At 43.4% G+C, this 21,873-nt stretch carries 19 protein-coding genes and 1 tRNA gene; 10 read left to right on the top strand and 10 right to left on the bottom strand.

Features of this window, described 5'->3' with window-relative positions:
• Positions 1-217: 217 nt before the first annotated feature.
• From BC643_RS14655 to BC643_RS14645, 3 genes are all read left to right on the top strand, one after another.
• A complete protein-coding gene (locus tag BC643_RS14655) occupies positions 218-652 on the top strand; it encodes a MarR family winged helix-turn-helix transcriptional regulator (protein WP_120273791.1) in 435 nt (144 codons plus the stop codon).
• Between the two features lie 39 nt (positions 653-691).
• Positions 692-1,324, top strand: coding sequence for an NAD(P)H-dependent oxidoreductase (locus BC643_RS14650; RefSeq protein ID WP_120273790.1), 633 nt, complete (start codon positions 692-694; stop codon positions 1,322-1,324).
• 217 nt (positions 1,325-1,541) lie between these two features.
• Entirely contained in the window at positions 1,542-2,762 is a 1,221-nt protein-coding gene (locus BC643_RS14645; RefSeq protein WP_120273789.1) for a hypothetical protein, read from the top strand.
• A 66-nt stretch (positions 2,763-2,828) separates the two neighbouring features.
• Here the strand turns inward: BC643_RS14645 and BC643_RS14640 are convergent.
• Positions 2,829-2,901: transfer RNA gene (locus BC643_RS14640), tRNA-Met, on the bottom strand.
• A 210-nt stretch (positions 2,902-3,111) separates the two neighbouring features.
• On the opposite strand from BC643_RS14640, the gene BC643_RS14635 reads away from it, so the two are divergent.
• From BC643_RS14635 to BC643_RS14615, 5 genes are all read left to right on the top strand, one after another.
• Complete coding sequence (locus BC643_RS14635) at positions 3,112-3,972, top strand: M23 family metallopeptidase (protein ID WP_120273788.1); 861 nt, start codon at positions 3,112-3,114, stop codon at positions 3,970-3,972.
• An 8-nt stretch (positions 3,973-3,980) separates the two neighbouring features.
• Entirely contained in the window at positions 3,981-5,153 is a 1,173-nt protein-coding gene (locus tag BC643_RS14630; protein ID WP_120273787.1) for a 1-deoxy-D-xylulose-5-phosphate reductoisomerase, read from the top strand.
• A 6-nt stretch (positions 5,154-5,159) separates the two neighbouring features.
• Entirely contained in the window at positions 5,160-6,494 is a 1,335-nt protein-coding gene (gene rseP / locus BC643_RS14625; protein ID WP_120273786.1) for an RIP metalloprotease RseP, read from the top strand.
• A gap of 52 nt (positions 6,495-6,546) precedes the next feature.
• Positions 6,547-6,747 carry a twin-arginine translocase TatA/TatE family subunit gene (tatA, locus tag BC643_RS14620; RefSeq protein ID WP_120273785.1) on the top strand — a complete coding sequence of 67 codons (201 nt, stop codon included), beginning with the start codon at positions 6,547-6,549 and terminating at the stop codon, positions 6,745-6,747.
• A 124-nt stretch (positions 6,748-6,871) separates the two neighbouring features.
• Positions 6,872-7,903, top strand: a complete 1,032-nt coding sequence (locus BC643_RS14615; RefSeq protein ID WP_120273784.1) for a DUF4837 family protein — start codon at positions 6,872-6,874, stop codon at positions 7,901-7,903.
• 88 nt (positions 7,904-7,991) lie between these two features.
• On the opposite strand, the gene BC643_RS14610 is transcribed toward BC643_RS14615, so the two are convergent.
• The 9 genes from BC643_RS14610 to BC643_RS14570 all read right to left on the bottom strand — a co-directional run bounded on the left by BC643_RS14610 (position 7,992) and on the right by BC643_RS14570 (position 19,439).
• A complete protein-coding gene (locus tag BC643_RS14610) occupies positions 7,992-10,556 on the bottom strand; it encodes an adenosylcobalamin-dependent ribonucleoside-diphosphate reductase (protein ID WP_120273783.1) in 2,565 nt (854 codons plus the stop codon).
• 327 nt (positions 10,557-10,883) lie between these two features.
• Positions 10,884-12,119: a 3-deoxy-D-manno-octulosonic acid transferase gene (locus BC643_RS14605; protein ID WP_120273782.1), complete on the bottom strand. Its 1,236-nt coding sequence runs from the start codon at positions 12,117-12,119 to the stop codon at positions 10,884-10,886.
• Positions 12,120-12,190: 71 nt separating this feature from the next.
• Positions 12,191-12,664 carry a ribonuclease HI gene (gene rnhA / locus BC643_RS14600; protein ID WP_120274302.1) on the bottom strand — a complete coding sequence of 158 codons (474 nt, stop codon included), beginning with the start codon at positions 12,662-12,664 and terminating at the stop codon, positions 12,191-12,193.
• Between the two features lie 113 nt (positions 12,665-12,777).
• A complete protein-coding gene (gene queA, locus BC643_RS14595; RefSeq protein WP_120273781.1) occupies positions 12,778-13,827 on the bottom strand; it encodes a tRNA preQ1(34) S-adenosylmethionine ribosyltransferase-isomerase QueA in 1,050 nt (349 codons plus the stop codon).
• A gap of 96 nt (positions 13,828-13,923) precedes the next feature.
• Positions 13,924-14,637, bottom strand: a complete 714-nt coding sequence (gene truB / locus BC643_RS14590; protein WP_120273780.1) for a tRNA pseudouridine(55) synthase TruB — start codon at positions 14,635-14,637, stop codon at positions 13,924-13,926.
• A 197-nt stretch (positions 14,638-14,834) separates the two neighbouring features.
• Positions 14,835-15,719, bottom strand: coding sequence for an undecaprenyl-diphosphate phosphatase (locus tag BC643_RS14585; RefSeq protein ID WP_120273779.1), 885 nt, complete (start codon positions 15,717-15,719; stop codon positions 14,835-14,837).
• A gap of 78 nt (positions 15,720-15,797) precedes the next feature.
• Positions 15,798-16,055 carry a DUF3098 domain-containing protein gene (locus BC643_RS14580; protein WP_120273778.1) on the bottom strand — a complete coding sequence of 86 codons (258 nt, stop codon included), beginning with the start codon at positions 16,053-16,055 and terminating at the stop codon, positions 15,798-15,800.
• Positions 16,056-16,081: 26 nt separating this feature from the next.
• A complete protein-coding gene (locus BC643_RS14575) occupies positions 16,082-16,960 on the bottom strand; it encodes a cell division protein FtsX (protein WP_120273777.1) in 879 nt (292 codons plus the stop codon).
• Positions 16,932-19,439 carry a YfhO family protein gene (locus BC643_RS14570; RefSeq protein ID WP_120273776.1) on the bottom strand — a complete coding sequence of 836 codons (2,508 nt, stop codon included), beginning with the start codon at positions 19,437-19,439 and terminating at the stop codon, positions 16,932-16,934. Before BC643_RS14570 ends, BC643_RS14575 begins: the two co-directional genes overlap by 29 nt.
• A gap of 71 nt (positions 19,440-19,510) precedes the next feature.
• On the opposite strand from BC643_RS14570, the gene BC643_RS14565 reads away from it, so the two are divergent.
• Entirely contained in the window at positions 19,511-21,001 is a 1,491-nt protein-coding gene (locus tag BC643_RS14565; RefSeq protein ID WP_120273775.1) for a lipopolysaccharide biosynthesis protein, read from the top strand.
• Between the two features lie 31 nt (positions 21,002-21,032).
• Entirely contained in the window at positions 21,033-21,869 is an 837-nt protein-coding gene (locus BC643_RS14560) for a glycosyltransferase (RefSeq protein WP_120273774.1), read from the top strand.
• Positions 21,870-21,873: the final 4 nt, after the last annotated feature.

Below are 21,873 nucleotides of genomic sequence, written 5' to 3'. Positions count from 1 at the left end.
ATTTCCGTTTTCTAGCTGAATGCTAATCCGAGTGAGTCGTTTTGGTGAGTAAGCATCCATTGATGCCCAAGCATGAAACACTAGAATCAGTTTCAAGTTCAGCTGAACGCTAAATAAGATGAATTTATCCTCTATTGTTATCTCAATATTAAATGTCAGCCTATTAAATTGTGCACAATTTAAATTCAAACTATCTTTGCTCACACAAACAAACGTTATGGACGATCCTTTACATTTAAAAAACCAGGCTTGCTTTCCCGTTTACAATCTATCGCGGGAAATCAGCAGCAGGTATCGGCCGTTCCTTGATGAACTGGGCATCACCTATCCGCAGTATTTAGTACTGATGGTTTTATGGGAAGCCGACCCCCAGTGTGTCAACGAAATCGGCTGTAAGCTTCACCTCGATAGTGGTACGTTGACACCTCTGCTGAAACGCTTACAGGCCAAAGGCTTCATTATCCGCACGCGCAAGTCATGCGACGAACGAGTGGTTGAAATCAACCTGACAGAAGCAGGGCGGGCATTGAAAATTGAAGCAGCCTCGGTACCGCAAAAAGTGATGGAAGCCATGAATGTGACGGCTGAAGAATTATCGGAACTCAAAGAAGTGGTTCTGAAAATTCTGAACAAGCAGTCGTGCAACAGTTGAATATTTTATTACACGAACAATAACAAAGGAAAACAGAACATGTCATTACTGGAAAATTTAAACTGGCGTTATGCCACCAAAAAGTACGACCCTACAAGAAAAGTAGCACAAGAAGATGTCGATAAAATCGTAGAAGCTGCCCGTATGGCACCTACTTCATCAGGCTTGCAGCAATTCAGAGTAATTGTTGTTTCGAACCAGGAACTGAAAGAAAAAATGGTTCCAATTGCCTGGGGACAGGAGATCATGGCCGATGCTTCGCACGTATTGGTATTTGCTGCCTGGAATCGTTATACCGAAGAGCGTATCGATTCAATTTACAACCGCACAACCGATGAACGCGGACTTCCACGCGGACGTTTCGGTTCGTACACCGACAAATTGAAAGCCGCTTACCTCCCACAAACAGAAGAAGAGAACTTTGTACATACTGCTCGCCAAGCATACATTGGCTTTGCCCTCGCTATTGCGCAAGCAGCCGAGCTCAAAGTTGACTGTACTCCGGTTGAAGGCTTCACGCCGGAAGAACTGGATGAACTATTGGGATTAAAAGAAAAAGGATTGAAGAGCGTCACTATGCTTCCAATCGGTTACCGCGATGGTTCGGGCGACTGGTTGGCCGGCATGAAAAAAGTGCGCAACCCAAAAGAAGAATTTGTTTTGGAATATTAATCCGACCTGTGATACAATTGAAAAGGCTGCCCATTTGGGTAGCCTTTTTTACGATGTCTACTCTTGAGATTACCACATTTTACAACCGACAAAAATATATTATCTTCATTTCGTACTATTGCGACTCGCAACATTCCCTTCCCAATGTCAGAAATAGCTTCTGATACAATCGCATAAACATTTTTCCATCAACTTACTAAGTTAAATTTAGTAACTTATGAAAGACATTCAGAAACAGAAATTTTCTCAATATATGAAAACGCCAATCATGTTCTTATGGTCAGTTCTTCCCGTTCTTATCTTCATGACTTATCCGTCTTGGTCATTTAATTCTAATATAAACAGTTCCCCCTGGTTGTCACCAACCAACAACAGCCTAAAAATAAAAAACCTTTTCACGAATGGCAGTAACAAAAACACAACATTCTCTCGACGTCAACTAAATAACGAAGACTATCATCCTTCTGTAAAAATGAGAATTAACGTCCAGGCGCCTGGACGAGACGGATTATCGATAACAGACACGAGAATAAAGTTAGCTGCTGAGCTCGGTATAAAAGAAATAGTGATGGGCCTATACCAAGAGTTCGATGGCAAAAATTTTTATATTGATGACAGAAAAATGTCAATTCCCGACTTTATCTCTTTGTGTGCAAAGTACAACATTAAAGTCCCTGCGTTGAAACTTTCAACCACACATCTCGACAACCAATATAAAGGATATGTAACTATTAATGACACTACTTTAACCAAAAAACAAAGATCAGATTTACGATTTAAGTATATCAACCACATCAAAAACATTATTGATACCTACGGATCGTATTTTGATGAAATATACATCGCCAACGAAGCTCCATACTATTATAACGAATCAAACTATGCCAACCTCGACCTTGACAGCTCCATTAAAAAAGACAGTATATACAGCAACATCGATATGCTAAAAGCATGTCTGTTTTATGCTCAAAGCAAAGGAATAAAAGGTTATATCTCTTTTATGGGATTTAGAGATTTCGAAAATGCCAATAAGGAAATAAAAACTCTTGTTGACGATGTCTGCATCAACTGGTACCCTCAACTATTGTCAAAAGCCGACACCTTGGGCTTGCACAACAAAACCTTTTGCCGCTCGAAGACAGCCCAAGTGACAAACGATATCCAATCAATAAAAGACTTTAGACTATCTGTCGGAAAGGGAGATTCACAGATACTAATTTCTGAATCGGGGACAACTGATACGTTCGAAGCTTTGCGCAGCCCTGCAACTATAACCAAGGGGCAGGATCAAAATGGGTTAGCCATAGTAATGTATTTCGACGCCGTCCTGTATGCCGTTGAGGGACAAGTTAAATCAGTAGCAACGTGGTTTTACGAAGATTGGTTAAACAAAGACAACCAAATAAAAGCACCAATCAGAAAATTCTTTGGGAAATAGGGAATCTCAACTAATCCCAAGAAAATAAAAAAGGAGAACCAATCTCTTGATTCTCCTTTGCTGTAGTAGCGGGGACACGACTCGAACGTGCGGCCTTTGGGTTATGAGCCCAACGAGCTACCAACTGCTCCACCCCGCAATATATCTTAAATATTTTTAGTCTTTTTTTGAACGTTTTCGGTGTTTCATTTCCCGAATGCGGTTGCAAATATAGAACAAGTTTTTCTATTTCCAAATTATAATGTGAAATTTTTAAATTTTCTGCTTGCGTTAAAAAGTATTAATTTCAGCCCCGCAAAGGTGGGTATCTGCCTAATCTTGCTAATTTTGACGATCCAATTGGGGGCGCATGAAGGAAAAGAAAAAAAAGAAAATTTTAGAAAAGCTAAAGAACCGGTATCGGCTCATCATCTATAACGACACCTCTTTTCAAACTGTTTGGAGCACCCGCCTTACACGAATCAATGTGTTTCTCATGTTCGGGCTGGGTGGTTTATTCCTGATCTTTATTACTGTATTGATTATTGCACTGACGCCGGTTAAAGAATTCATTCCCGGTTACCCGTCGGGCAACGTTCGCGACTTGATGGTCAAAAATGCAATTATGGTTGACTCGTTGGAAGCTCAGCTTGCTTTGCGCGACAACTATTTCAAAACCATTCAGACGTTGATGAACGGAGAAATTCCAGCCGACCAGGTTTCAAATGTCGACACGACCTTCAAGCCGGCTGAGTTGAACATGCAAACCTATAATCACGATTCGATATTTGAACAGCATTTGTTAGAAGAGCAACTCGACCTCTCCATTCAAAAAGGTGATAACAGCTCGACAAGTTTAGCCAACATTCACTTTTTCCGCCCATTAAAAGGAATGGTGACAGACGGTTTTAACGAAGACATTAATCACTTTGCCACCGACGTAGTTGGCCTACCCAACTCGCGCATCTCTGCCGTACTGGACGGAACCGTTGTTTTCGCCGACTGGACAGTTGACACAGGCTACGTGATTTACATCCAACATCAAAACAACCTGATCTCGGTATACAAACACAACTCGGAGCTACTGAAAAAAGTGGGCGATGTTGTGAAAGCAGGCGATGCCATCGCCTTTATGGGAAACACCGGTGAACTCACAACCGGCCCGCACCTGCATTTCGAACTTTGGTACAAAGGTACACCGCTGAACCCTCAGGACTACATTGATTTTTAAGCTGACCTATGAAAAAACGTATTGCTATTCTCGGCTCAACCGGCTCTATCGGCACACAAGCGCTTGAAGTGATCGAACAAAATCCCGATCATTTTCAGGTTGAAGTGCTGACAGCCAACAATAATATTGATTTACTGATTGAACAAAGCCGCAAGTTCAAGCCTAATGCAGTAGTGGTGGCCAATGAGTGCCGCTACGAAATTCTGACCGAAGCACTAAAAGACGAGGACATTAAAATCTACGCCGGCAAAGCTGCACTGGAGCAAGTGGTGCAAATGGACTCGATCGATATGGTGTTGACAGCCATGGTAGGCTACTCAGGTTTACTGCCAACACTGAACGCCATCCGCGCCGGAAAGCACATTGCGCTGGCGAACAAGGAAACACTGGTTGTTGCCGGTGAAATTATCACCCGCGAGGCAATCGAGAACAAGGTGAACATCTACCCGGTAGATTCGGAACACTCAGCCATTTTTCAATGTTTGGCGGGTGAGCACATGAACGAGATTGAAAAGATTTACCTGACTGCTTCCGGCGGTCCGTTCCGCGGTTTCAGCCTTGATCGATTGCAAACCGTTACAACTGCCGATGCACTGAAACATCCGAACTGGGACATGGGCGCTAAAATCACCATCGACTCGGCCAGTATGATGAACAAGGGGTTCGAAGTGATTGAAGCCAAGTGGTTGTTCGATCTGAAACCGGAACAAATCGACGTGGTGATCCACCCGCAAAGCATTGTGCACTCGCTGGTGCAGTTCCGCGACGGATCGATGAAAGCGCAGATGGGTTTGCCCGACATGAAGCTCCCAATCCAGTACGCCATGAACTTTCCACAGAGACTGCCTTCTGATTTCGAGCGCTTCAACTTTATGAATTACCCCACGCTGACATTCGAACAGCCTGATACAAAAATTTTTCGTAACCTTGCACTAGCTTACGAAGCCATGGATAAAGGCGGCAATATGCCCTGCATTTTGAATGCAGCCAATGAGGTCGTTGTACAAGCATTTCTTCGCGAAAAAGTACGTTTCGTTGAAATGCCCGACATCATTGAAGAAAGCATGCAAAAAGTCGCTTTCATAAAAAATCCGGATTTGAATGATTATATTCAAACCGATAAGGAAACACGATTGTTAACAACTTCATTAATTAAACAAAGAAGTCTAAAAACACACTAGAAACGAATGGAACAAGTCCTGATAAAAGCTGCTCAGCTAATTTTAAGTCTATCAATACTGGTAATTTTACACGAATTTGGTCACTATGCTTTTGCCCGCTTATTTAAAACACGGGTTGAAAAGTTTTACCTTTTCTTCGACCCTTGGTTTTCGCTCTTTAAAGTGAAAAAAGGCGATACCGAATACGGTGTTGGTTGGCTGCCATTGGGCGGCTATGTGAAAATCTCGGGGATGATCGACGAGTCGATGGACAAAGAGGCGATGTCACAAGAACCTCAACCATGGGAATTCCGTTCCAAAAAAGCTTATCAACGATTGTTGATTATGATCGGGGGCGTACTGATGAACTTCATCCTGGCCTTCATTATTTACATCGCTATTTTGTATGCTTACGGAACCGAGTATTTGCCAACTGAAAATGCGAAGTACGGTATCATGGTCAATGAAGCCGGAGAAGAAATCGGTCTGCAAAACGGGGACAAGATTTTGGCTGTTGATGGTCAATACATCGAGAACTTCCAGAAAATTCTACCAACTGTAGTACTCGACAAAGCGCACACCATTACCGTGGAGCGCGACGGACAGAAAGTTGACATTGAAATTACCGACGAACACCTGGTACCGCTCATCAAAGGCGAAGTAGATATCACACCACGTTACCTGTTCGACTGCTCGGTGGGCAAAGTTGCAAAAGACAGCCCGGCCTCGGAAGCTGGCTTGGAAAAAGGCGACAAGTTTGTGAGCGTTGACGGACAAACATTCCAGTTCTACGACCAATTTATTAAGTACTTGCGTGCACATAAGGAAAAGCAAGTTACGGTCAGCGTCCTTCGCGACAATCAACCAATGGACATCCCTGTAGTTGTTTCAGAAGAGGGTAAACTGGGCTTCCAGGCTGATTTCGATGAGGAAACGATGTCGTATCTCCAAACGAAAACCACCAAGTACACCTTCGCCGAATCAATTCCTGCGGGGATCAACAAAGGTGTGAATACAGTGAAGGATTACCTGAAACAGTTCAAACTGATTTTCTCGCCAAAAACCAAAGCATACGAGTCATTGGGTGGATTTATCTCCATCGGTAATATCTTCCCTGGAGCCTGGGACTGGTACGCATTCTGGAACATGACAGCCTTCCTGTCGATCATCCTGGGTGTAATGAACCTGCTGCCAATTCCGGCACTGGATGGTGGTCACGTGACCTTCCTCCTGTTTGAAATGATTACCGGACGCAAGCCCGGTGAGAAATTCCTGGAATACGCACAAATCACCGGTATGATTATTCTGCTGGCTCTGGTGCTGTTCGCCAATGCCAACGACATATTTAAACTCTTTAAATAAGAAGCAACTATATTTTTTCTAATTTTGTAGAAACCGTTAAACTTATTTAGCTATGCTGTTATCAATTATTTTAGGAATGTTCGGTCCGCAGGAGATCATCATTATATTGGTTATTGTTCTTCTGTTATTTGGAGGACGCAAAATTCCGGAGCTGATGAAAGGCCTTGGAAAAGGAATGAAGGAATTCAAAAAGGCATCTTCAGAGGACGACGATGAAGAGGATAGCTCTCCAAAAGGAAAAGTTAAAGAATAAACTTCAACACACATAATTCACTCCCGTCATATTTTGGCGGGATTTTTTTTATCAACACATTCAAAAACACGCACTCTGGTAAGATTTTTGTATAAATCCTTACACATCCGTAAAAATCAGCAACATGAAACGTATAAGCCTCATTTTCTTTGTTTTCGTCAGCCTAAGTTTAATCTTAAGCTCGTGCAAGGACGACACCAAACTTCGAAAAAAAGTAACCGGCAAAGCAGGAGAAGTCGTGGTCGTGATCCCCAAAGAAACATGGGATGGCAATGTCGGTGAAACAATCCGGCAAACTTTGGCTCAACCACAGATCTCTTTACCACAAGCCGAACCTTTGTTCGACCTGATCAGTGTCCCACCTGCCGCATTCAAGGAGATTTTTAAGACGAGCCGCAACATTGTGAACGTGCGCATCTCGCCCAGTATCGATTCAGCCAAAGTTGAATTCAAAAAAGACATCTGGGCATGGCCGCAAGCTGTTGTCAATATTTCAGCGAAGTCGTCTGAAGATTTCGACCAGGTATTTAATGCCAACTCGAGCCGGATTGTTGCATACTTGTTGAAGGCCGAACGCGATCGCTTAATGGGCAATTATGCGAAATACAGTGAAAAGAGCGTTGAACCGGCCTTAAAAAAGTTGAATGTAGACCTCACCGTACCGGTTGGATTTAAGGTGGCCAAGGAGGGAACTGACTTTATGTGGATGCGTTACGATACTCCCGAAATCATGCAGGGCGTTGCAGTGTACTCTTTTCCCTACACATCTGACAGTACGTTTACCGAATCATACTTGCTGGCCAAACGGGATTCAGTTCTGGAAAAATACATCGAAGGACCTTCATCAGGAAGCTATATGGTAACCGAGCATCGCCTTCCGGTAACAATGAATGTATTTAGTTATAAGAACAACTATGCAGCCGAAATTCGTGGTTTATGGCGCGTAGAACACGACTTCATGGGCGGGCCGTTTGTTAGCCTCGCCGTGCTGGATGCTTCGAATAACCGCATTGTAGTAGCCGACGGATTTGTTTACGCTCCGCGCTTCGACAAACGCAACTATCTGCGCCAGGTTGAAGCGATGCTTTATTCGCTGAAGTTTCCTGATCAGGCTAAAAATGACAAAATAAACAGTCAAATCAACATGGGGAATTAAACCCTCAACCAGCTATAATTTTACACCCGTCATAAAAAGAAAAGGCTGACCAAATTGGTCAGCCTTTCTTGTATGGCACAAATTTTAATTAACCGCATTTTGATGATCCGCAGTCCGGACAAGTCAAACATCCTTCCTGGTAGATCACATTTTTAGAACCGCATTCGCCGCAAGCAGCACCTTCAGCAATTGTTCCGTTCGGAATGTATTTCTTCAGAGCACGGGCAACACCGGCTTTCCAGCTGTTAATGGTGTCGTTATCCAACTGCAAACTGGTCACCGTGTTCACAACCTTGTGAATAGGCATTCCGTGACGAAGAATTCCAGAGATCAATTTCGCGTAGTTCCAGAATACCGGGTTGAACTTGTATGACAGTCCTTCGATTGTCGTTTTGTATCCGCGTTTGTTCTCGTATTGGAAGTCATAACGAGAGTTACCGTCTTCATCGCGGTTTTTAATAATCTTTCCTTTTGTAACTGAACGAGGTAATAGGATACCGTCTTCGTCATCCTGCAAACCGGTAAAGATTTCGTAAGGCAGATCATCGATTAAACCGATGAAAGCAACCCATTTTTCTTTGTTATTTTGGAAACGTACAACTTCTGCCTCCAACTCTTCCGGACGTTTGGTAGGGAACCCGAGTGAGAACTCACCTTCTTTTTTATCTTCTTTCTTGTTCGAGATCAATACTCCGGAGCGAGAGCCGTCGCGATAAACGGTTACACCTTTACAACCACTTCTCCAAGCTTCGAAATAAAGTTTACCTACCAAGCTTTCTTCCACATCAGAAGGTAAGTTGATGGTTACGCTGATTGAGTGGTCAACCCATTTTTGGATACGTCCCTGCATACGAACTTTGTTCAACCAGTCAACATCGTTTGAAGTTGCCTTGTAATAAGGTGACTTTTTCACCAATTCGTCCAGCTCATCCTGCGGATAGTTCTTCTTCACTTCGTAGCCATTCGCCCGCATCCAAGTGATGAATTTGTGGTGGAATACAGTGTATTCTTCCCAGCTATCACCTACTTCATCAACGAAGTCAACACGAACATTTTTGTCATTCGGGTTCACTTTACGACGACGTTTGTAAACCGGCATAAACACAGGCTCGATACCCGAAGTTGTTTGAGTCATCAAACTGGTTGTTCCGGTTGGTGCAATGGTCAGCAACGCGATATTACGACGACCGTATTTCACCATATCCTGATACAACGCTTCATCTTCTTTGCGAATCCGGTTAATCATCGGGTTGTTTTTCTCGCGATCTGCACTATAAATAGTGAATGAGCCACGCTCTTTCGCCATTTTTACAGATGAACGGTAGGCTTCTACAGCCAAAGTCTTATGAATTTCTTCGCTGAAATCAGTTGCTTCGTCGGTTCCGTAGCACAAGCCTAAAGCTGCTAACATGTCACCTTCTGCAGTAATCCCAACACCGGTACGACGGCCTTCGCGGGCTTTGGTCTGAATCTTTTCCCACAGGCTGCGTTCCACATGTTTAATATCTTCACCTTCCGGGTCAGCATCGATCTTTCCGATAATAGCGTCGATTTTTTCCAACTCCAGATCAATGATGTCATCCATCATCCGCTGTGCGTAAGCAACGTGCTCTTTAAACAGGTCGAAGTTGAATTTAGCCTGAGAGGTGAATGGATTTTCAACATACGAATACAGGTTCACGGCCAGCAAACGACAGCTATCATAAGGGCACAATGGAATTTCACCACAAGGGTTAGTCGATACTGTTTTATAACCTAAGTCGGCATAACAATCCGGAACCGATTCCTTGATGATTGTATCCCAGAACAGGATTCCCGGTTCAGCTGATTTCCAGGCATTGTGTACAATTTTTTGCCACAATCCATTCGCGTCAATTTCTTTTGAATAAGTAGGAACCTCAGCATCGATCGGATACTGTTGGCTATATGGTTTTCCACTTTCAACCGACTTCATGAAGTCGTCGTGGATTTTTACCGATACGTTTGCCCCGGTAACTTTCCCTTGTTCCAGCTTGGCATCGATAAATTTTTCTGAATCGGGGTGTTTAATAGACACCGAAAGCATCAACGCTCCGCGACGGCCATCCTGAGCCACTTCGCGAGTCGAGTTTGAGTAACGTTCCATAAACGGAACAATGCCGGTTGAAGTCAATGCCGAGTTCTTCACAGGAGAGCCTTTCGGGCGGATGTGAGACAAATCGTGTCCAACACCACCGCGGCGTTTCATCAGTTGAACCTGCTCCTGGTCGATCTTCATGATACCTCCGTAAGAGTCAGAGTTACCTTCGTTTCCAACTACAAAGCAATTAGAAAGGGAGGCAATCTGGTAATCATTTCCAATACCGGTCATCGGACCACCTTGCGGAACAATAAATTTAAAGTCTTTCAACAACTGATAAATTTCCTGCTCACCCATCGGGTTTTCATACTTCTTTTCAACTCGTGCGATTTCCGCCGCCAAACGTTTGTGCATATCATCCGGACTTTGTTCGTAGATATTGCCAAACGAATCTTTCAACGCGTATTTGTTTACCCATACGCGAGCAGCCAGATCGTCGCCGTTAAAATACTTGAGCGTTTCCTGGAACGCTTCATCTTGGGAGAAAGTCTCCTTGCCCACTTGAGGCGCTATAACCGCATTTTTAAAAGCCATACACCAAAAAATTAAGAAGGGTTAATGCAATTAACTGATTGTTTACAAAGAGAGAAACCAGTTTTGTTTACGTCAATTTTCCTTCATGCAAGATAATATCCGAGTCAAAAAAATGGAATACTTTATTTTGGAGAATGACCGAAAGTTATCAACTTCAATACGTTAATTTGATGACTACCTGCTAGTTGAATATTTGATAATTAAAAAATGTTTACCAAAACGATAAATTTAGGAAAGCACAACTGAGAAAAAGTTAACGGAAAATGAAGCATTTACGGGACAATTCCGCCTGCTACGTAATGCCCTTTGGGGAAGTTTCGAAATTTGTTAATTGTTAAAAACTTTTTCAAGAATCTGTTGCGTAGCACCAACATTTTCATCCATAAATTGGCGGCAACCTTCGGCAATTTGAACCAAAGTTTGCGGCTGTCCAAAAAGCTCATCCAACTTCCCGCAAACTTCAGGCGAAGTTTGAACAGGGAAAGCCAATCCCCGGCGCACCAATTCAACAGCTTCCTGGAAACGAAGATAAATGGGGCCGAAAAGAACCGGGACATTATATATAGCCGCTTCAAGCGTGTTGTGAATACCAACACCGAAGCCGCCACCAATATACGCCACGTCTGCGTACCGATAAATACTGGAGAGGACGCCGATGCAATCAACGATCAATACACGCGCGGTTGCCAAATCAGTCTTTTCAGCCTGTGTATAACGAACTGACTGCACGGGAACCAAGCCAATTAAGCGCTTTACATTCGTCTCTTTCACCTCGTGCGGGGCAAAGACCATCTTGACGTTCGGATTCTGCTCCAAATAAGCAACCAGCAATTCTTCGTCAGGCTGCCAGGAACTACCCACAACCAACAACTGCGAATCACCCTTAAATTGTTCAACAATGGGCAAATCTTTTCTGTTCGCAGCAATCTCAGCGACACGATCAAAGCGAGTATCTCCGGTTATCGTGTAGTTCGTAAAACCAAACTTCGAAAGCAATTCAGCCGATTGCTTGTTTTGAACAAAGAAGTGCGCAACACTTTTCAACACGTTCCGATACCAATTTGCCCGTGCACCCGATTTGAAAAACAACTGCTCGGGTCGGAAAATAGCAGAAACCAAAAACAAAGGAATATTTCGAGAGGAAAGCTCCTCCATGTAATTCTTCCAAAACTCATACTTCACAAAGAAGGCCATCTGCGGATTGACTAAATCCAGAAAGCGGCGGACGTTTCCAGTCGTATCGACAGGCAAATAGCAAACAAAGTCAGCCTGATCGTAATTTTTACGGATCTCGTAGCCCGAGGGAGAAAAAAACGTAAGTAGAATTTTATATTGCGGATGTTGCTTCTTAATCGCTTCAATCAGCGGACGGCCCTGTTCAAACTCGCCTAACGAAGCACAATGCACCCAAACAACCTTAAAATCAACAGGGAAGTTTTGCTTCAAATAGCCAAAAACCTGTTTCTGCCCACGATGAAAGTAACGGGCTTTCTCGTTAAAAAGAGATGCGACAGCGGCCGCCAATCGGTAAAAGTATATTCCGAGCTGATAAAGTGCATTCATGAAACCGAATTCTTTTGATGGAAGCAAATGTACAAATTAGTTGACACGACAAAGGGTACCAACATTCGGATTTAGTTATCCTGAGCCTGTAAATATCCGAAGTCTTTTTTCAGACCGGGCCCCGTAGCAGCCTCAACGGCGAGTTGGTCGCACCGTTCATTCTCTGGAATATCAGCATGCCCCTTCACCCATACAAAACGAACCTGGTGCCTGTCGTATATTTTCAAAAAACGCTGCCAAAGATCGGCATTCTTTTTCCCCTTGAAACGTTTTTTGACCCAGTCCCAAACCCATCGCTTTTCAACGGCATCAACCACATATTTTGAATCCGAATAAATCGTCACCTGGCTATTGGGAACCTTCAGCGCTTCCAAGGCGATTATAACTGCCAACAACTCCATACGGTTGTTCGTGGTAAGCTCGAAGCCTTCCGACATTTCCTTCCGGTGCTGACCCGACATCAGCACAACACCATAGCCTCCCGGGCCGGGATTTCCTTTGGCTGCTCCGTCGGTATATATCGTAATGCGGGGTCCTGTAGTCATTTTTGTTGTTTCGTGCAAAGATAACATTTCGCGACAAGCAGACCAGTCGCCGCAAAAAAAGAAAGGCTATCCGGAAAAACCGCATAGCCTTGAATATTTCGAAAGATTGAATTCTAAAGAATCAGCATTGCATCACCGTAGGTACCGAAACGGTAACCCTCTTTGATTGCTTCTTTATAAGCTTCCATTGTCAAATCGTAACCGCCAAAAGCAGCCACCATCATCATCAAAGTTGACAACGGCAAATGGAAGTTTGTAATCATACGGTTGGCCACACTAAACTCGTAAGGAGGGAAAATAAATTTATTGGTCCATCCTTCGTAGGGCTTCAAAAACCCTTGAGTTGAAACCGAACTTTCAAGTGTACGCATCACGGTTGTTCCAACAGCGCAAACATTTTTCTTGTTGGTCTTCGCTTTGTTCACCACATCGCAGGCTTCTTCAGTAATCCAAATCTGCTCTGAGTCCATTTTGTGCTTGGTCAAGTCTTCAACATCCACACTTCTGAAGTTACCAAGACCAACATGCAACGTAACAAAACTGAAATCGACACCAATAATCTCCAAGCGTTTCATCAACTCGCGGCTGAAGTGCAAACCTGCGGTTGGAGCAGCAACAGCACCTTCGTGCTTCGCAAAAATCGTTTGATAACGATCTTTATCTTCCGGCTGAACCGGACGTTGAATGAACTTAGGAAGCGGAGTCTCGCCCAAACTGTACAATGTTTGCTTAAACTCGTCGTAAGGCCCGTCGAACAAGAAACGAAGTGTTCTTCCGCGAGAAGTTGTATTATCAATTACCTCGGCCACCAACAAATCGTCTTCGCCGAAATACAATTTATTACCGATACGGATTTTACGTGCCGGATCAACCAAAACATCCCAAAGACGTTGCTCGCGATTCAATTCACGAAGCAGGAAAACCTCGATCTCAGCACCGGTTTTCTCTTTATTACCGTACAAACGGGCAGGAAATACTTTGGTATCGTTAAACACCAACACATCCTGATCGTCGAAATAATCGGTTACATCCTTAAATAGTTTGTGCTCAATTTTCTTGGTTTTGCGATCAACAACCATCAAACGCGATTCATCGCGATTCTGAGCCGGATGCAGAGCAATTAGTTCTTCCGGTAATTTAAACTTAAACTTGGATAACTTCATACGTATCTATTTCTGAATATTTTCAATGTTTTCGGCAACTTCTAATTTCAACAAAAAGCTCGCCACAATTCAAAGCTACCTTATACGGGGCGTTTTCTAATTTGTTACAAAAAGATTCAAATTTTCTAGAAAGTATTCCAGCGACATTGCCTCTCCAATCTGATAATCACCAACCTTAGTGCGTCTCAAACCCGTCAAATAAGCACCCGAATTCAGCGCTTTCCCCAAATCGCGGGCCAATGCGCGAATATAAGTGCCCTTGCTGCAAACCACACGAAGCACCAAATTCGTGCCATCGAATTCTACGACCTCCAGCTCGTAAAGTTGAATCAATTTGGCATTCAGCTTCACATCCTCCCCCTTACGGGCATGTTCGTATGCACGCTTGCCATCAACTTTAACAGCACTGAAGATGGGCGGAACCTGCATCTGTTCGCCTTTAAAATCATTAAGTACTTCCTGGATTAATGGAAGGGTGATATGTGATGTCGGGTAAGTTGCGTCCTCTTCCGACTCGAGGTCAAAAGAAGGCGTCGTGGCTCCCAATTTGATCGTTGCAACATACTCTTTCACTTGAGCCTGAATACTATCAATACTTTTGGTTGCCTTACCTGTGCAGAGGATCATCAAGCCGGTAGCTTTCGGATCCAACGTACCTGCATGCCCCACTTTCAGCTTCTTAACGCCAATTGCACGAGTCAGATGGTTACGAACCTTTCGAACCAAATCGAACGAAGTCCAATCGAGCGCTTTGTCAAAAAGCAAAACTTCGCCCTTTTCAAAATCGTATGTTCTGGCTGTATCGCCCATGAAAGATGTGCTTTAATTATCTGATTAACAAAATTTGGACCTGCCGAATTTTCAGCCTGCAAAAATAGTAATTAACCCGACAATCAGCCAATAAGCAAAGAAATAAATCTGCTTTCTTGTTCTTTTTGAAGGAAAAAGGAGGAAGGTAGGTTCGATTCGAACCAGATCAACCGAGCCCATTCACAAAAGAATGACGCTTAGATCATTTCCAGATTATAACCGGAAAGCAACAAGGTAATGATAATGCCGCCAACTATAATGCGGTACCAACCGAATGCTCGAAAACCGTAACGTGTAACGAAACCAATGAAAAACTTAATAGCCAACATGGCCACTACAAAAGCCACAACATTGCCCAAAAGCAATACAACTAAGTTTTCCTTGATAATATCGAAACCGTTGGGCTCCATCGCCAATTCCAGAAGTTTATAGGCCGTAGCAGCGCACATGGTTGGCACGGCCAGAAAAAATGAAAATTCCGCAGCTGTTTTCCGTGTCAACCGCTGACTCATTCCGCCAACGATCGTTGCCATCGAGCGCGAAACACCCGGAATCATGGCAACGCACTGCGCCAGACCGATCATGAATGCTTTCTTTTCAGTGATTTTCTGGCCTTCATCAACCTTCTTAAAAATCTGGTCGACAAATAACATCAGAACACCCCCAATAACAAGCATGATGGCCACAACCAAAACATTTTCGAGTAAGCTGTTGATCTGATCGATAAAAATAAGCCCTATGACTGCAGCCGGAATAAACGCGACCAACAGCTTCCAATAAAAATCGTATTTGTATAGGATACCTTTAACGGCAGCAACAATCTTTCCTCCAAATGACATTGATTTCATCTCTGTTGTGCAAAAGATTTTACCAGGGTTAACCTTGAAAAAACGCTCCCAATAAAGCACAATAACTGAGAGAATTGCTCCAAGCTGGATGACTACTGTAAAAGCTTTAACGAATTCCGTACTCTGAACACCCAGCATATTCTGAGCTATGATCATGTGTCCGGTTGAAGAAACCGGCAAAAACTCCGTGAGCCCCTCGACAATAGCAATTATAATCGTTTGTATTAAACTCATGCGACTAAAGGTATATCAAGGCGCATCCGAATACGCCCAGGGATGAATAAAATGAACCGAATTATTGATTTGTTATCTCTACTGTTTCGAGGGCTTTTTCATAATGGCATAGATCTCGAAAAGAAATCCGAAAAGAACAACTACCGGAGCCAAAGTGATGCGTCTGAAACTGAAAATATCGGGATTGAAAACAGCAGGATCGTCGCTCTTACCGCCAACCATCAAAATAAATCCAACTACTATGATCGCAAAACCAATCAATAACAATCGATAGTTTTCTTTACCTAATGCAAACTGTCCGTTTGCCTCGCCCTGTTCTTTTTTTGTCGTTTTCATGTTTTACAACAGATAATCAAATTTAACTAATAATACAATTCATCGAACTTAAGCCTGAGAAATTTATTGACGGCAAAATAGGTAGACAAGCCCGAAATTAATACACCAAACACCAAAACCACTATAAATGTTAGCCCTACGGTGTCCAGTTGACGAATATCTAAAATTTCTTTAAAATCTTTCTGATAAGAATAAATTAACAAAAGGATGGTGATATTGGCAATTAATCCACCAATCAGCCCATAAGCAATGCTTTTCCATAGGAATGGCTTTCGAATAAAGGAGCGCGTCGCTCCTACGAGTTTCATTGTATTGATCACAAAACGCTGGCTGTAAATCGAAATCCGAATGGTATTATTGATGAGCGCTGTAAAGATAAACAGTAACAGGAGAGCAAATATCATCAGGAACAAACTAATGCGACGAACATTGTTGTTGATTACCCGAACCAAATCGCGCTGGTAGTAAACTTCTTTAACCTGCGGATATTGCAGGAAATTCTTTTCCAAAACCACCAAACTGTCTGTGTCCATGTACGGAGCGTACAACTTGACATCCAATGATGAAAACAGCGGATTGAAACCCAAAAAGTCGACAAAGTCCTCGCCTAAATCGTTCGCCAGCGTTACTGCCGCATCTTCTTTATTGATGTATTCTGTGGATTTCACATAGGGTGTGGCGCTCAGCATTTTCTGCAAACGAAGGACCTCAACGTCGCGAACATCATCCTGCAACACGAGGGTAAAACCAACATGTTCGCGCACATAATCGGATAGTCGGCCGGCGTTCTGTACCAGTAACGACATCAGCCCAACCAAAAATAAAACCAGGGTTATGCTGATAGTTGCGGTTATGTACGAGCGAAATAATCGCCGCCTAAGCTTTGTCGGACGCTTCTTCTTCATGTTTTGCTCTCTTTTTCCACTCCATAAAAATAAGTCCTGCCGCTGCCAAAAGCAAAATTAACGAACTCGCCAGCGAGATTTTATTGCCTATGAAATATGATGACGGTTCAAACTTGAACTCAATCTCATGCCTTCCTTCCGGAACTGCCAACGCGCGCAACACGTAATTGACCCGCATATAGTCAACCTTTTTCCCGTCGATAAAGGCATCCCAACCTTTCGGGTAATAAATCTCGGAGAAAACAGCCAGCGCCGTTCCACCGGAAACACTCGCTGAATATTTCAAATAATTGGGGCGATACTCTTCCAGCCGAATTTGCGAATTGTGACCAGTTCCCAGTTTCACGTCTTTCAATTGTTCCGCAAAACGTTCGTCAACAATGGCTTCTTCAGAAGCATCGAAACTTTTCAAGGCATCCATTTCCTCATTGGCATTGGCAACCGTCTTAAAGTCGTTCACAAACCAGGCATTGCCCAGCGCGTCCGGATTCTCCAACGGCTCACTATTTGGATCATAAATCACATAGCGCGTATTCAGCATATTGATCACGCTCAACGAATTCAAAACAGAATCGAGGGTATTTGGCTGCTGGAATCCACCAATTAACAGGCGAATTTCAGGATACAATTCATGATCGAACAATTCCTGGTATCGCTCCATTTTGGCACCATGATAGCCACCAAGCGATTTATGAAAGTAGGAAGTTGACGCATCCTGAAACGGGCTCACTGTCAAATTCAGCACGCGGAAATCAGGATCGGTATCTGCCAAGATTGCTTGGTCTGCCTTGCTCGCCGTGTAAGGTTTTTCAACTTTCGACTTGGATACAAAGCTATCGTTGCTCATGTATTTCTTGTCAATCGGCCAAAGATCGACCAACACCAACAATGCCCATAAAGCGACAGCGTAGGATACTTTAATTTTTTTCTGAATATACAGCCAGACAACACCGGCAGAAAGCGTAACAAAGACAAAAGCTTTAAACGCATCAACCCGCAAAATTGAGCGGCGGTCGTCCATCAGCGCTTGCAACAGTTGTTGCGGCCAACCGGCCTGCGCAAAACGGGCATCCGACGGCCCTCTGAAATCGCCGGCCAAGCCTGGCACCAAAACGAAAAGCAGGGTCAGTCCACCGAGGATGAACCAGGTATATTTCAGCGATTTCATCAGCTCTTTCTTTTCGGTTTGATTCCTGAATAATTCGCGAACTGCCAAAACAGACATCAATACCATGGCGAAATGTTGAATGACGATGATATTCTTGACATCCCTGAACTTGTTATAGCCGGGAAAATAGTCGATCATAAAATGACTTAATGCGCCAAAGTTCTTCCCAAGGGACAACAAGAGTGACACAATGAATACCGCGAGAATCCACCACTTGTCTTTTCCTTTCACAATGAAAAGCCCCAGCACAAACAGGAAAAACACGACTGCGCCATAGTAAAACGGAGCCGCAGAAATTGGCTGACTCCCCCAGTAAAGCGGCAGTGCTTCAGTAACTTTCTTGGCAGCTGCTTTCCCTTGATTTTTCTCGAAGAATGAATAAACCTCTGAGTTTTCACCCAATGGTTCGCTCATGCCACCTCCCTTGAAACGAGGAATAAAAGCGGTCATCGCTTCACCGAAATCATAGCTGTATTCCAGTATATAGTCTTTATCGAGGCCTTGTGTTTGATTTTGCTCATCAACTTTCAATTCCGACTTTCCACGGGTTGAATATTTGCCATATTCGTACACCGTAGCTAATCTTCCGAAATTGGTTCCAACAGCCAGAATGAGTGCAACCAACAACAAGCCGGTCGACTTTAAAAAAGCAGGAACCGTTTTCTCGCGAATCGCATCAACCAAATAAGCAATGCCGATAATCAACACCATGATTGCGGCATAATAAGTCATCTGAGGATGGTTAGCGCTCAGCATCCACGAGAGTCCCAAGCCGGTTACCAGAGCCCCCCAGTATGGTTTGTTCCGGAAGGCACTAATTACTCCTCCAACAACCAAAGGCATGTACATCAACGTGTGCACTTTGGTGTAATGTCCCGATTCGATCAGCACAAAGAAATAGGTTGCCATGCCGTACATCAACCCGCCAACCATCGCGATCCACGCGTTGACACCCAACAACAGGCACATCACAAAAAAGCAAATGAAACCCAACGCCAGGTAACCGGCTGGGCGAGGTACGACTGACAAGAAAGCTGATTGCACTTTCGCTAACAACTCTCCTCCGTATCGCGTCGAAATCAGATAGGCAGGCATACCGCCAAACATGCTATTCGTCCAGAGCGCTTCTTCACCCGTTTCAGCCCGGTAGTCGCCAATCTCCTTGGCCATCCCTTTGAAATTAACGTTATCAGAAGCCAAAAGCTTCTTCCCTTCTAACTGGGGCGAGTAATAAACAAAGGACAGGACGATGAAAAAGAGAATAATTCCGATTGTGACGAATAAATTGCGATTGCCTTTTATCTTTGCCATAGTTCAATGAATGGATTTCAATTTTTTGAGTTGAAGCAAAAATAAGTAAATAATTACGGAAACCGAGAAAAATGGGGATTATCATAAAGCAATCAATCAAAGGCAGCATCTGGTCCTATATCGGTGTAATTATTGGCTTTGTGACAACCTCTTATTTGTATCCCAACTACCTCACCACCGACATTGTCGGATTATTTGGACTACTCATTTCGTATTCAACACTGTTCGGGCAATTCAGCCTTTTAGGCATGCAAGGAGTCACAGCCAGGCTATTCCCTCATTTTAGAGACAAAGAAACGGGACACCATGGATTCCTGACTGTCAGCCTTATATTTTTCGCACTCGGCTTAATACTTTTCCTGACATTCTTCTTTCTGTTTTCGCCCTGGCTAATTAAAAGCAATATTGAGAGCTCCAAACTGTTTGCCGACTATGTCTACCTTTTGGTTCCGTTAAGTATCTGCACGATGATCTTTGTACAACTTGACACCTACAACAAAGTGCTTTACGATTCTTTTTCCGGAATATTCCTACAAGAATTCCTGCAACGATTCCTCCTGTTTGGCATTACCGTTGCGTTCGCACTCGGGTGGCTAACTCTGGCACAGTTAATATTTTCTTTCGCAGCTATCGTCTGTGTAAAAGCAATCGCATTGACAGCTATATTGAGTGCTCGTGGCGAAATTCGTTTCACACTCGATCGGGATTTTTTAACCCCGAAATTCCGACGAGAGATAATCGACGTAGCTGTATTTTCAATCATTACAGGATTGGGCTCCATGATTGTTTTCAATATCGACAAGATCGTGATCAATCAAATGCTTGACCTCAGTAACACCGGAGTGTACACCATTGCCTTTTATTTTGGGACCCTTGTCATCATTCCTTCCAGGCCGTTGCTTAAGATATCGGGAACATTAATTGCGGATGCCTGGGCCAACAACGACCGGCAAAAGATCAAAGAAATCTATTACAAAAGCTGCATCAATCAATTCATTATCGGAGGCTTTCTTTTCCTGGGAATTTGGGCCAATATCGGCAACATCCTCGACATCCTTGGACCGGACTACGCCGAATCAAAATGGGTGATCTTTTTTATCGGAATCGGCTATTTATTCGACATGATGACCGGAGCTAACGGACATGTTTTAAGCTATTCTGCCAAATACCGGGCGGCAATGTACTTCCTGCTGTTCTTGCTGCTGTTTGTGATCGTACTTCTTTACCTGCTCATCCCCATTGGTGGCATTGTTGGCGCAGCTATCGCCATTTGCGGAGCGCTGTTTTTATACAACCTGATGCGGTATTTCTACTTACTCAAACAATTCCAGCTACAACCCTTCAACCTGTATTTCGTAGCTGTAGCTGCTTTTTATGTTGGATTATACTTTGTCGTCTCGCTGATTCCTCAATTCAGCCTAATCATCGACATCATTATCCGGGGAGCCATAATAAGCCTCGTAAGTTTTGTATTTTTAGCGGTCGTGCCAGCATCTCCCGACATACAGTCTATTATCAGGGCTCAGGTACAACGAATAAAATCATCAATTAATAAAAAATAACCTAAGTCGTTTTCGACAAAAACAAGTTAAGATGTTCGCACATTTTGTGATTACTCAATTTAACCTCAAACGATTTCCACTGTCCATGCAATCAGAACACAAATGGACAAACTGGACACGAGAGCGAGTAAAACTGTTTCAGGAATATTGTCTTCCGTCGTTCATGAACCAGACAACTAAAAATTTCAAATGGTTAATTTATTTTGATGTAGATACGCCATCCGAGTTCAACCCGTTTCTTGAACGATTAAAGCAACTGGATTTTATTCACGTTTATAAAGCAGATGGACACGAGGAATTCATCAGCCGTTATCGCCGAGACCTGAAAGAACTTGCCAAGGAGAAAGAATGGATTATAGAAACACGTTGCGATAATGACGACTGTCTGCACCAGGACGCGATCGCGACCATTCAAAGACTGTTCAAGCCTCAAAATCAGTTTATGATTTCGTTAGCCTCGGGCTACACACTAAACACCCAAAACAACAAACTATCTCATTATTTTTACCCCGGCTCTCCCTTCATGAGTATTGTTGAACAAACCAACAGAGAGCTCACCGGAATTTTCAAAAAAGAACACTCGCACTGGGATGGACTGCAGTTTGGCCTAGTCAAAGAGCTCAGTCACAAAAACAAGCTCGCAGCTTTCGCCCTGGAAAAACCCTATTGGATACAGGTTATTCACCAACAGAACGTTCGAAACAGTTTTCACAGGGGACTTCCCGTTCTCCGCCCCCAAAACCTCAATCAATTTGGCTTGCAAATAACCAGCACAAAACAAGCGCTAACCTCATTACCCAAATACACAAATTACGTTATCTGGAAACGATACCTGAAGTGTACAATTGTTCGGCTTTTTTCGAATTAAAAAG

This window comes from Mangrovibacterium diazotrophicum, assembly GCF_003610535.1.
Taxonomy (GTDB): Bacteria; Bacteroidota; Bacteroidia; order Bacteroidales; family Prolixibacteraceae; genus Mangrovibacterium; species Mangrovibacterium diazotrophicum.
The sequence above is the reverse complement of the archived record's forward strand: the minus strand, read 5'-3'. Positions and strand labels throughout refer to the sequence as shown.

Coding starts and splice junctions, on each gene's coding strand:
- BC643_RS14655 (WP_120273791.1), top strand. CDS start 218: ATGGACGATCCTTTACATTTAAAAAACCAGGCTTGCTTTCCCGTTTAC.
- BC643_RS14650 (WP_120273790.1), top strand. CDS start 692: ATGTCATTACTGGAAAATTTAAACTGGCGTTATGCCACCAAAAAGTAC.
- BC643_RS14645 (WP_120273789.1), top strand. CDS start 1,542: ATGAAAGACATTCAGAAACAGAAATTTTCTCAATATATGAAAACGCCA.
- BC643_RS14635 (WP_120273788.1), top strand. CDS start 3,112: ATGAAGGAAAAGAAAAAAAAGAAAATTTTAGAAAAGCTAAAGAACCGG.
- BC643_RS14630 (WP_120273787.1), top strand. CDS start 3,981: ATGAAAAAACGTATTGCTATTCTCGGCTCAACCGGCTCTATCGGCACA.
- rseP (WP_120273786.1), top strand. CDS start 5,160: ATGGAACAAGTCCTGATAAAAGCTGCTCAGCTAATTTTAAGTCTATCA.
- tatA (WP_120273785.1), top strand. CDS start 6,547: ATGCTGTTATCAATTATTTTAGGAATGTTCGGTCCGCAGGAGATCATC.
- BC643_RS14615 (WP_120273784.1), top strand. CDS start 6,872: ATGAAACGTATAAGCCTCATTTTCTTTGTTTTCGTCAGCCTAAGTTTA.
- BC643_RS14610 (WP_120273783.1), bottom strand. CDS start 10,556: ATGGCTTTTAAAAATGCGGTTATAGCGCCTCAAGTGGGCAAGGAGACT.
- BC643_RS14605 (WP_120273782.1), bottom strand. CDS start 12,119: ATGAATGCACTTTATCAGCTCGGAATATACTTTTACCGATTGGCGGCC.
- rnhA (WP_120274302.1), bottom strand. CDS start 12,664: ATGACTACAGGACCCCGCATTACGATATATACCGACGGAGCAGCCAAA.
- queA (WP_120273781.1), bottom strand. CDS start 13,827: ATGAAGTTATCCAAGTTTAAGTTTAAATTACCGGAAGAACTAATTGCT.
- truB (WP_120273780.1), bottom strand. CDS start 14,637: ATGGGCGATACAGCCAGAACATACGATTTTGAAAAGGGCGAAGTTTTG.
- BC643_RS14585 (WP_120273779.1), bottom strand. CDS start 15,719: ATGAGTTTAATACAAACGATTATAATTGCTATTGTCGAGGGGCTCACG.
- BC643_RS14580 (WP_120273778.1), bottom strand. CDS start 16,055: ATGAAAACGACAAAAAAAGAACAGGGCGAGGCAAACGGACAGTTTGCA.
- BC643_RS14575 (WP_120273777.1), bottom strand. CDS start 16,960: ATGAAGAAGAAGCGTCCGACAAAGCTTAGGCGGCGATTATTTCGCTCG.
- BC643_RS14570 (WP_120273776.1), bottom strand. CDS start 19,439: ATGGCAAAGATAAAAGGCAATCGCAATTTATTCGTCACAATCGGAATT.
- BC643_RS14565 (WP_120273775.1), top strand. CDS start 19,511: ATGGGGATTATCATAAAGCAATCAATCAAAGGCAGCATCTGGTCCTAT.
- BC643_RS14560 (WP_120273774.1), top strand. CDS start 21,033: ATGTTCGCACATTTTGTGATTACTCAATTTAACCTCAAACGATTTCCA.